This window comes from Streptomyces sp. NPDC056452 (assembly GCF_042796085.1).
Lineage (GTDB): Bacteria > Actinomycetota > Actinomycetes > Streptomycetales > Streptomycetaceae > Streptomyces.
In genome coordinates this window covers 1-9,383 of record NZ_JBHTRI010000065.1, presented here as the reverse complement: position 1 = coordinate 9,383, position 9,383 = coordinate 1, and the positions used below count along the sequence as shown (strand labels likewise).

9 protein-coding genes and 1 pseudogene are annotated in these 9,383 nt (G+C 68.8%); 1 reads left to right on the top strand and 9 read right to left on the bottom strand.

Going from position 1 to position 9,383, the window contains the following annotated elements; genetic code table 11:
- Nucleotides 1-27 precede the first annotated feature (27 nt).
- From ACFQ6X_RS34845 to ACFQ6X_RS34830, 4 genes are all read right to left on the bottom strand, one after another.
- Entirely contained in the window at nucleotides 28-402 is a 375-nt protein-coding gene (locus ACFQ6X_RS34845) for an FKBP-type peptidyl-prolyl cis-trans isomerase (RefSeq protein ID WP_383187901.1), read from the bottom strand.
- A 43-nt stretch (nucleotides 403-445) separates the two neighbouring features.
- Nucleotides 446-1,378: an FKBP-type peptidyl-prolyl cis-trans isomerase gene (locus tag ACFQ6X_RS34840; protein ID WP_383187898.1), complete on the bottom strand. Its 933-nt coding sequence runs from the start codon at nucleotides 1,376-1,378 to the stop codon at nucleotides 446-448.
- Nucleotides 1,379-1,500: 122 nt separating this feature from the next.
- Nucleotides 1,501-2,862, bottom strand: coding sequence for a Pup--protein ligase (gene pafA / locus ACFQ6X_RS34835; RefSeq protein WP_329212787.1), 1,362 nt, complete (start codon nucleotides 2,860-2,862; stop codon nucleotides 1,501-1,503).
- 9 nt (nucleotides 2,863-2,871) lie between these two features.
- Nucleotides 2,872-4,131, bottom strand: a complete 1,260-nt coding sequence (locus tag ACFQ6X_RS34830) for an MFS transporter (protein ID WP_383187895.1) — start codon at nucleotides 4,129-4,131, stop codon at nucleotides 2,872-2,874.
- A gap of 131 nt (nucleotides 4,132-4,262) precedes the next feature.
- Here ACFQ6X_RS34830 and ACFQ6X_RS34825 point away from each other — a divergent pair, with 131 nt between their 5' ends.
- Nucleotides 4,263-5,300: a LacI family DNA-binding transcriptional regulator gene (locus tag ACFQ6X_RS34825; protein ID WP_383187893.1), complete on the top strand. Its 1,038-nt coding sequence runs from the start codon at nucleotides 4,263-4,265 to the stop codon at nucleotides 5,298-5,300.
- A gap of 63 nt (nucleotides 5,301-5,363) precedes the next feature.
- On the opposite strand, the gene prcA is transcribed toward ACFQ6X_RS34825, so the two are convergent.
- The 5 genes and pseudogenes from prcA to dop all read right to left on the bottom strand — a co-directional run bounded on the left by prcA (nucleotide 5,364) and on the right by dop (nucleotide 9,167).
- Nucleotides 5,364-6,176, bottom strand: coding sequence for a proteasome subunit alpha (prcA, locus tag ACFQ6X_RS34820; protein WP_383187890.1), 813 nt, complete (start codon nucleotides 6,174-6,176; stop codon nucleotides 5,364-5,366).
- 57 nt (nucleotides 6,177-6,233) lie between these two features.
- Nucleotides 6,234-7,079 (bottom strand): proteasome subunit beta, encoded by an 846-nt coding sequence (gene prcB, locus ACFQ6X_RS34815; protein ID WP_383187887.1) that lies wholly within the window; start codon nucleotides 7,077-7,079, stop codon nucleotides 6,234-6,236.
- A pseudogene (locus ACFQ6X_RS34810) lies at nucleotides 7,031-7,223 on the bottom strand (endonuclease domain-containing protein); the annotation flags it as partial. The pseudogene ACFQ6X_RS34810 and the gene prcB, both read right to left, overlap by 49 nt.
- A 93-nt stretch (nucleotides 7,224-7,316) precedes the next feature.
- A complete protein-coding gene (locus tag ACFQ6X_RS34805) occupies nucleotides 7,317-7,535 on the bottom strand; it encodes a ubiquitin-like protein Pup (RefSeq protein ID WP_329212782.1) in 219 nt (72 codons plus the stop codon).
- A 120-nt stretch (nucleotides 7,536-7,655) separates the two neighbouring features.
- A complete protein-coding gene (gene dop, locus ACFQ6X_RS34800; RefSeq protein ID WP_329212781.1) occupies nucleotides 7,656-9,167 on the bottom strand; it encodes a depupylase/deamidase Dop in 1,512 nt (503 codons plus the stop codon).
- Nucleotides 9,168-9,383: the final 216 nt, after the last annotated feature.

The following is a 9,383-nucleotide window of genomic DNA, read 5'->3' as shown; positions in this document are numbered from 1 at the left end:
GGCCCTCGCTCCTTACGTCCGGACGGATCAGACGCCGACCAGGTCACAGACGAAGATGAGCGTCTCGCCGGGCGCGATCGCGCCGCCACCCGCGCCGCGGTCGCCGTAGGCGAGGTTCGCGGGGATGGTGAGCTGGCGGCGGCCGCCGACCTTCATGCCCTGGACGCCCTGGTCCCAGCCTGCGATGACCTGACCGGCACCGAGCTGGAACTGCAGCGGGGTGCCGCGGTTCCAGGAAGCGTCGAACTCCTCGCCGGTGGAGAACGCCACACCCACGTAGTGCACGGAGACGGTCTGGCCCGCCTGGGCCACCGGTCCGTCGCCCTCCCAGATGTCCTTGATCTCCAGGTCGGCCGGCGGCTCGCCACCCGGGAAGTCGATCTCGGGCTTCTCGATGCTCACTGAACTGCTCCTCTAAATGATGAACTGGGCAACCGGGACAGTCTTACATCTTTGTCAGGATGTCCACGGACCACACGAGCGTCGAGTTGGCAGGAATGGTCTGCTGCGCCTCGCTGCCGAAGGCCTGGTCCGGCGGGATGACGAGCAGCACACGGCTGCCGACCTTCTTGCCGACCAGCCCGTTCTTCAGACCCTTGACGGTGATCTGGGCCAGCGGGAAGGTCGCGGTCTTGCCCGTGTCGTAGGTGCTGTCGAACTTCTTGGCACCCTTCCACAGGTAGGCCTCGTAGTTCACGACGATGCTGTCGGTCTCCTTGATGACGTCCCCGTCGGACTCCAGGATGTAGTTGGAGACCAGCTTCTTGGGCGGGTTGCCCTTGGGGAACGTGACCGTCGGTGCCTTGCCGTCGGTGTTCGTGCCGACCTTCGGCAGGTCGATGTTGTCCTGGGCGACCGGAGTGCCCTTGGCGGACTTCGGAACCTGCGTCGCCTTCACCACGTCGACGACGAAGACGAGGGTGGAGTTGGGCTTGATGTCTCCCTGCCCCTGCTCGCCGTAGCCGAGCTCCGGCGGGATGACGAGCTGGACTCGGCTGCCGACCTTCTGGCCGACCAGACCCTTGTCCCAGCCCTGGATGACCATGCCCGCACCGAGCGTCAGGTCGAAGGGCTGGCCCTTGTCGAAGCTGTTGTCGAACGGCTTGGTGGAGTTCCAGGCCTGGCCGAGGTAGTTGACCTGGATCGCGTCGCCGTTCTTGAGCTTCGCGCCGTCACCCTCACTGATGACTTCGGTCTTCAGCTCCTTGGGCGGATCGCCCTCACCCTTCGCCAGGGTGGGCTTCTCGCCGAATTTCGCTCCCGCGGTGATCGCGGGATTGCCCTCGGACGAGGCGGAGTCGGAGGCCTTGTCGTCGCCGCATGCCGCCGTTGACAGCAGCAGAAGGGGGACGACGAGAAGGCCGGCAAGTCGGCGCACTGGTTCCTCAGATCTCAGACGGCACGTGAATGGGTCCCCGACACTCTAGGCCGAGCGAAGGGCCCCGCACGAGGAACGTACGGGGCCCGGTCGCCTGCGGGGCGGGAGATCTCCCGTCCGGATCACATACCCGCGATCAGTTTCTCCACCCGTTCGTCGACGGAGCGGAACGGGTCCTTGCACAGCACGGTGCGCTGTGCCTGGTCGTTGAGCTTGAGGTGGACCCAGTCGACGGTGAAGTCCCGCCGCTGCTCCTGGGCCCTGCGGATGAAGTCGCCGCGCAGCCGTGCCCTGGTCGTCTGCGGGGGCACCGACTTGCCCTCGAAGATCTTCAGGTCGTTGCAGATGCGGGCGGTCTGGCCCTTGCGCTCCAGAAGGTAGTAGAGCCCGCGCCGCCGGTGGATGTCGTGGTAGGCGAGGTCTATCTGAGCGACCCTCGGGTTCGACATGGTCATGTTGTGCTTGGCCCTGTACCGCTCGATGAGCTTGTACTTCATGACCCAGTCGATCTCGGTGCCGATCCGGTCGAGGTCCTCGGCCTCGATGGCGTCCAGCGTGCGGCCCCACAGTTCGAGGACCTGGTCGACGGTGCCGGTGCGGATGCCACGGCGTTCGACGAAGTCGACGGCCTTCTCGTAGTACTCGCGCTGGACCTCGATGGCCGATGCCTCCCGGCCGCTGGCCAGGCGCACCTTGCGCTGCCCGGTGATGTCGTGGCTGACCTCGCGGATGGCCCGGATCGGGTTCTCCAGGGTGAGGTCGCGCATCACCGTGCCCGCCTCGATCATGCGGAGCACCAGGTCGGTCGCGCCGACCTTGAGCAGCATGGTCGTCTCGGACATGTTGGAGTCACCGACGATGACGTGGAGGCGGCGGTACCGCTCCGCGTCGGCGTGCGGTTCGTCCCTGGTGTTGATGATCGGCCGGGAACGCGTCGTGGCGGAACTGACGCCCTCCCAGATGTGCTCGGCACGCTGGCTGACGCAGTAGACCGCGCCACGCGGGGTCTGCAGCACCTTGCCGGCACCGCAGATCAGCTGCCGGGTGACGAGGAACGGAATGAGGATGTCCGCGAGCCGGGAGAATTCTCCGTGCCGGGCCACGAGGTAGTTCTCGTGGCACCCGTAGGAGTTTCCCGCCGAGTCGGTGTTGTTCTTGAAGAGATAGACGTCGCCCGCGATTCCCTCCTCGTGCAGGCGGCGTTCGGCGTCGACGAGCAGGCCTTCGAGAATGCGTTCGCCTGCCTTGTCGTGCGTGACCAGTTCGGTCACGTTGTCGCATTCGGGTGTCGCGTATTCCGGATGCGATCCCACGTCGAGGTAGAGGCGGGCGCCGTTCCGCAGAAAGACATTGCTGCTGCGGCCCCATGACACAACACGGCGGAAGAGGTAGCGCGCCACTTCGTCAGGTGACAGTCGGCGCTGTCCCCTGAACGTGCACGTGACGCCGTACTCGTTCTCCAGCCCGAAAATGCGGCGGTCCATGACTGAACATTACGCCTTACGGCCTGAGCTGAAACCGGGTTCGGCAGCACCGTTTCGATCATTTTCCGATCCCGTCACAACAGCGGGCCCACGCCCGGGAACTGCGAGGACCCTTCCGGTGGCCAGCAGAACCAGCAGCGCGGCCACTCCCCCGGCCCCCGCGACGGCGAAACCCGACGCCGTTCCGCCGAGCTCGACGGCCGGGCCCGCCACGGCCGTTCCGGCCGCGGCACCCACACCGAACGTCGTCACGAGCCACGAGAACGCCTCGGTCACCGTGCCCCGCGGGGCGTGCCGGTCGACCACGATGAACGAGCAGGCGATGGCCGGCGCGAGGAACACTCCCGCGAGCGCGGACAGCGCGGTCATGGCGGGCACCCCGGGGGTCAGCATCAGCGGCAGGTAGCACAGGGCCAGCAGCGCGACGACGACCCGCAGCCGCCGCTCCGGGGCCCCGGCCCACTGGCGCGCCCCGTACGCCACGCCGCCGATCAGCGCGCCCAGTCCGAGGGCGGCCATCAGCCAGCCGTACACGGACTCCCGGCCGTGGTCGTCGGCGTACGCGACCCCCGCCACCGTGATCGAGCCGAGCGCGAGCCCGACGAAGAAGAACGCGCCCAGCAGGGCCAGCAGCCCGCGTGAGCGCAGCGCCCCGAGCCAGTGCGCCTCGCGGGGAGCGGAGCGCCAGGTACGGGACGGCTCGGACAGCACCACCGAGAGCGCGCCGAGGACGCCGATGGCGTTGATGACCAGCAGCGCGGCGACCGGTGACCACAGCGACACCAGGACCGTGACGAGGAGCGGTCCCAGGGTGAACATCACTTCCTGGGCCACCGCGTCCATGGCGTACGCGCGGTGGACCCGGTCCTCGCGGCCCAGCACCGTCGGCCACAGGGCCCGCAGGCCGCCCTCCAGCGGCGGCGTGAAGACTCCGGCCACGATCACCGCCGCGACGGCCAGCGGGAGGGAGCCGAGGCCCACCAGGGCCAGCGCGGCCATGCCGAGCGCGGAGAGCACGGCGGCGGGGAACTGGACGCGCGGCTGGCCGTAGAGGTCCACGGCCCTGCCCAGGAGGGGCTGCCCCACTGCCGTGGCCAGGCCGTACGCGGCGGCGAGGCCGCCGGCCAGCGTGTAGCTGCCGCCCTCGGCCCGGGTGAACAGGACGATCGCGATGGGGGCGGTGGCGTTCGGCAGCCGCCCCACCAGGGTTCCTGCCAGCAGCCGGGCGGCATGCCGCGCCCGGAGGATGTCCAGATATCCCGCGGCCATGTCCGCCTCTCTCCCCCGGTGCGCTTCGCGCTCACCGAGGTTTTACGTATAACGTCGAGGTTCATACGTACCATGTGCGCAGTCCGCGAGTCCATCCCACGGCAGCTGGCCGGTCCAGCACGGAGGCACGAGTGAGCAGCGCGCAGCGGCCCGCCCCACCCCGGCCCACCAGCCGCGACGTGGCCCGGGCCGCGGGTGTCTCGCAGGCCACCGTCTCGCTCGTCCTCGGCGGCAAATGGCAGGGACGGGTGTCCGACGCGACCGCCGGGCGTGTCCGCGACAGCGCCCGGGACCTCGGCTACCGGCCCAACCTCGCCGCTCGCAGTCTCCGGCTCGGCCGCACGCGCACCGCGCTCCTCGTGGTGCCCGCGCTCACCAACGAGTTCTTCGCCCGGGTCTACACGGGCGCCGCCGCCGTCGCCGCCGAGCACGACTTCGGCGTCGTGCTCTACCCCTCGCCCGACGGCACAGGACCGGCCAAGGACCCGTTCGCATCGGCCCGCGCGGCGCTCGACGGTGTCATCGCCTCCTCGATGGCCGCCGACGCCCTGGGTGCGCTCCGCGGCGCGGATCTGCCCCTGGTGATGCTGGACAGCGACCCCGCCGAGCACGGCGCGGCGGCACAGGTGAACCTCGACATCGCGGACGGCATGCGCCAGGTGGCGGAGCATCTGCTGGCCCTCGGCCACCGCCGCTTCGTCCACCTCGCCTCCGGCGTGGACACCTGGACCTTCGCGGAGCGGGCCCGCGCCCTGGCGGACGCCGTGCGGGACGTCCCCGGCGCCGCCGTCCGCCGCGTGACGTCCCCGCTGGACGTACGGGCCGGGCGCGAGGCCACGGAGGCGGTCCTGGCCGCTCCGGGGCGGCTGCCGACGGCGATCGTCTGCGACGACGACATTCTGGCCGCGGGTGCCTGCAAGGCGGTACGCAGGCGGGGGCTGCGGGTGCCCGAGGACATCTCCGTGACCGGCTTCGACGACCTCGCCCTCGCCACGGCGGTGGAACCGGAACTCACCACGGTGCAGCTCCCGGCCGAACAGGTGGGCGAGCGCGGTATGGCGGCCCTGCTCGCCGTCCTGGACGGCCGGTCCGCGGAGCCGGGCAGCCTCCCCGTGCGCCTCGTGGTCCGCGGCTCCACCGCGCCTCCCGCCGACGGCGTCCGGACGTGACGGCGCCCCCGACAGCCGGTCGCGGCTGTCGGGGGCACCGTCACGGATACCCGCCCGGGCGGACTACTCCTGCGTGGACTCGCCGGTGCTGCCACCGGCGCTCTCGCCGGTCGTCCCGTCCGGGGCGTCGGCTTCCTCGGTGTCGGACGGAGCGTCCGTCGGGGTCGCTCCGGCACCGTCCGCGTCCAGCAGCCGCGTCAGCTGCCGGCCCACGATTCGCTTGAACTTGCGCTGCTGCGGCCTCGTACGGTCCAGGACCGCGACTTCGAGCCGCTCGGCGGGAATCTCCCGCTCATTGCCGTTGGCCTCGCGGGACAGCGCCTGCACGGCCAGCTTGAGCGCCTCCGCGAGCGACATCCCGTCACGGTGGCGCTGGTCGAGGAAGGTGCTGATCTGCTCGGCGTTGCCGCCGACCGCGACCGAGCCGTGCTCGTCCACGATCGAACCGTCGTGCGGAAGCCGGTAGATCTGGTCGCCCTCCGGCCCCGCACCGACCTCGGCGACCACCAGCTCCACCTCGTACGGCTTCTCGGCGGCGCTGGAGAAGATGGTGCCCAGGGTCTGCGCGTAGACGTTGGCCAGCCCACGGGCCGTCACATCGTCGCGGTCGTAGGTGTATCCGCGCAGATCCGCGTAGCGCACACCGCCGATCCTGAGGTTCTCGTACTCGTTGTACTTGCCGGCGGCGGCGAAGCCGATCCGGTCGTAGATCTCGCTGAACTTGTGCAGCGCACGGGACGGGTTCTCGCCGACGAACACAATGCCGTCGGCGTACTGCAGCACAACCAGGCTGCGACCACGGGCGATGCCCTTCCGGGCGTATTCCGCCCGGTCGGCCATGGCCTGCTGGGGTGAGACATAGAACGGCGTCGACACCGGCTATCCGTCCCTTTCTGTCAGTGACGAGTGCATCGGAGAAGCATCAGGGACCGGTCAGAGCAGCGCGGCACGCGGGCCGTCGGGCTGCTCGAGCCGGCGCTCCAGGATCGAGCGCGCGATCTCGGCGGATTCCGCGTCGTCGAGCTTCCTGAAGCCCTCGTCCGTGATGACGGTGACGATCGGGTAGATCCGGCGTGCCACATCGGGGCCACCGGTCGCCGAGTCGTCGTCTGCCGCGTCGTACAGCGCCTGCACGACCAGAGTGAGTGTCTGCTCCTCCGTCAGGTCCTCGCGGTACAGCTTCTTCATCGACCCGCGGGCGAAGATCGAGCCCGAGCCGGTGGCCGCGTAACCGTGTTCCTCGGAACGCCCGCCGGTGACGTCGTACGAGAAGATCCGGCCCTTCTCACGGTCGACGTCGTAGCCGGCGAACAGCGGGACGACCGCCAGGCCCTGCATGGCCATCGCCAGATTGCTGCGGATCATCGTGGACAGCCGGTTCGCCTTGCCCTCCAGGGAGAGTGTGGCGCCCTCGACCTTCTCGAAGTGCTCCAGTTCGAGCTGGAACAGCTTGACCATCTCCACGGCGAGACCGGCCGTGCCGGCGATCCCCACCGCCGAGTACTCGTCGGCCGGGAACACCTTCTCGATGTCCCGCTGCGCGATCATGTTCCCCATGGTCGCCCGCCGGTCACCGGCAAGCACCACACCACCCGGGAAGGAGGCCGCGACGATCGTCGTACCGTGCGGTGCCTCGATGGCTCCCTTCAGCGGTGGCAGGTTCCGGTTGCCCGGAAGCATCGAGGGCGACTGGTCGGACAGGAAGTCCATGAACGAGGACGAACCCGGCGTCAGGAAGGCAGCTGGTAGACGCCCGGTGCTACGAGTGTTGGCTTCCACGCGTTTCCCTCCAGGTATGCGATGGCCCTGCGCAAGGAGTCAGGATCATCCCCCAACTTGCCGATGGCCGAATTGCAGTTGAAGCAGTACGCCAGGGACCCTACCCGCCCGGTGACAGTGATCAACCTGGTGCAGAGGCGCTTCCGCGGGATGTCCGCCGAGGGCGAAGACATCCCGCGGAAGCGGCCGCCGACGGCACGAGTCCGTCGGCGGGCAGACCGGGTCGAGAGCCGGCTGCTACTCGCCGCCCTTTTGCACGAAGCTTCGAACGAAGTCCTCAGCGTTGGCCTCGAGGACGTCGTCGATCTCGTCGAGGACGTCGTCGACGTCCTCGCCCAGCTTCTCCTGCCGCTCCTTGAGGTCCTCGGATGCCTGCGCTTCCTGCGCCTGCTCCTCGGCCTCCTCGGTGGAACGTGTCGCCTTCTGCTGTCCGCCGCCGGTGTCCTTGGTCGCCATGTAGCTCACCCCGCTCGGTTCGAAGCACTTGATCAGACCCTACCTACGGAGTCCGACATTGGCCCGGTACTTGTCTCAACGTCCGGAGGTCATCTGATTGATTCCCAGCCGACGGGCCTTTCAGCCGCCCGACAGCGTCCGGACCAGCTCTTCCGCCGTGCGGCAGCGGTCCAGGAGCTCCTTCACGTGGTCACGTGTACCGCGCAGCGGCTCCATCGTGGGCACCCGTTGCAGTGAGTCACGGTCGGGCAGATCGAAGATGACCGAATCCCAGGAGGCCGCGGCCACGTCGTCCGCGTACTGCTCCAGGCAGCGGCCCCGGAAATAGGCCCTGGTGTCCTCGGGAGGCTTCGTACGGGCCCGCTCGACGTCGTTCTCGTCGAGCAGACGCTTCATCTTGCCGCGGGCCGCCAGACGGTTGTACAGGCCCTTGTCGGCCCGTACGTCGGCGTACTGGAGGTCCACCAGGTGCAGGCGGGGAGCGTCCCAGTCCAGGCTGTCGCGCCGCCTGTACGCCTCCATGAGCTCCCGCTTGGCGATCCAGTCCAGTTCGCCCGACAGGCTCATCGGATCGGTCTCCAGGCGGTTCAGGGTGTCCTCCCAGCGGACCAGGACGTCCTTGGTCTGCTCGTCGGCGTCCGCCCCGTAGCGCTCCTCGACGTATTTGCGTCCCAGCTCGAAGTACTCCATCTGAAGTTGTACCGCGGTGAGTGTCCGGCCGCTGCGGAGCGTGATCAGCTGCTGCAGGGTCGGGTCGTGCGAGACCTGGTGCAGGGTGCGTACCGGCTGGTCGACGGCCAGGTCGACATTGATGAAGCCGTCCTCGATCATGGAAAGCACCAGTGCCGTGGTGCCGAGCTTCAGATAGGTCGAGATCTCGGAGAGGTTGGCATCGCCGATGATCACATGGAGCCTGCGGTACTTCTCGGCGTCCGAGTGCGGTTCGTCGCGGGTGTTGATGATGGGGCGCTTGAGCGTGGTCTCGAGGCCGACCTCGACCTCGAAGTAGTCGGCGCGCTGGCTGATCTGGAACCCGTGCTCGTGACCGTCCTGGCCGATGCCGACCCGGCCCGCACCGGTGACGACCTGCCGGGACACGAAGAACGGGGTCAGATGGCGCACGATGTCCGAGAAGGGGGTCTCCCGCTTCATCAGGTAGTTCTCGTGCGTGCCGTAGGACGCGCCCTTGTTGTCGGTGTTGTTCTTGTAGAGGTGGATCGGCTGGGCACCGGGGATGGCGGCGGCCCGCTCGGCGGCTTCGGCCATGACGCGCTCGCCGGCCTTGTCCCAGAGCACCGCGTCCAGCGGATTGGTGATCTCCGGTGAGCTGTATTCGGGGTGTGCGTGGTCGACGTACAGCCGCGCACCGTTGGTGAGGATGACATTGGCGAGGCCGATGTCCTCGTCCGTGAGCTGGCTGGAGTCGGCGGTCTCGCGGGCGAGGTCGAAGCCTCGCGCGTCGCGCAGCGGATTCTCCTCCTCGAAGTCCCAGCGGGCGCGGCGCGCCCGGTGCATCGCCGCCGCGTAGGCGTTGACGATCTGGGACGAGGTGAGCATGGCATTGGCGTTGGGGTGACCGGGGACGGAGATCCCGTACTCCGTCTCGATGCCCATTACTCGCCGTACGGTCATGCGGCCCTCCTTGCCCGGCGGTGCCCCCGTCCGGGAGCGCCGCTCAAGTACCGCTGCTGGTCCGGTACGCGTGCGGTGCCCGTCCCCGCACTGCGCGACTCGGCGGTACAGCAGAGCCTAGAGCGCCTCTGCGCCGGTGGGGAGATCAATTACGTCATTGTTCGGGGTATGGCCGGAGCTGCCGGGAAAACGGCCGGCTGCGGATGCCCTGCCTGG

What these genes read in the sequence shown, in the direction of transcription:
- pafA (WP_329212787.1), bottom strand. Translation starts at nt 2,862, where the DNA reads ATGGACCGCCGCATTTTCGGGCTGGAGAACGAGTACGGCGTCACGTGC.
- ACFQ6X_RS34830 (WP_383187895.1), bottom strand. Translation starts at nt 4,131, where the DNA reads ATGGCCGCGGGATATCTGGACATCCTCCGGGCGCGGCATGCCGCCCGG.
- ACFQ6X_RS34805 (WP_329212782.1), bottom strand. Translation starts at nt 7,535, where the DNA reads ATGGCGACCAAGGACACCGGCGGCGGACAGCAGAAGGCGACACGTTCC.
- dop (WP_329212781.1), bottom strand. Translation starts at nt 9,167, where the DNA reads ATGACCGTACGGCGAGTAATGGGCATCGAGACGGAGTACGGGATCTCC.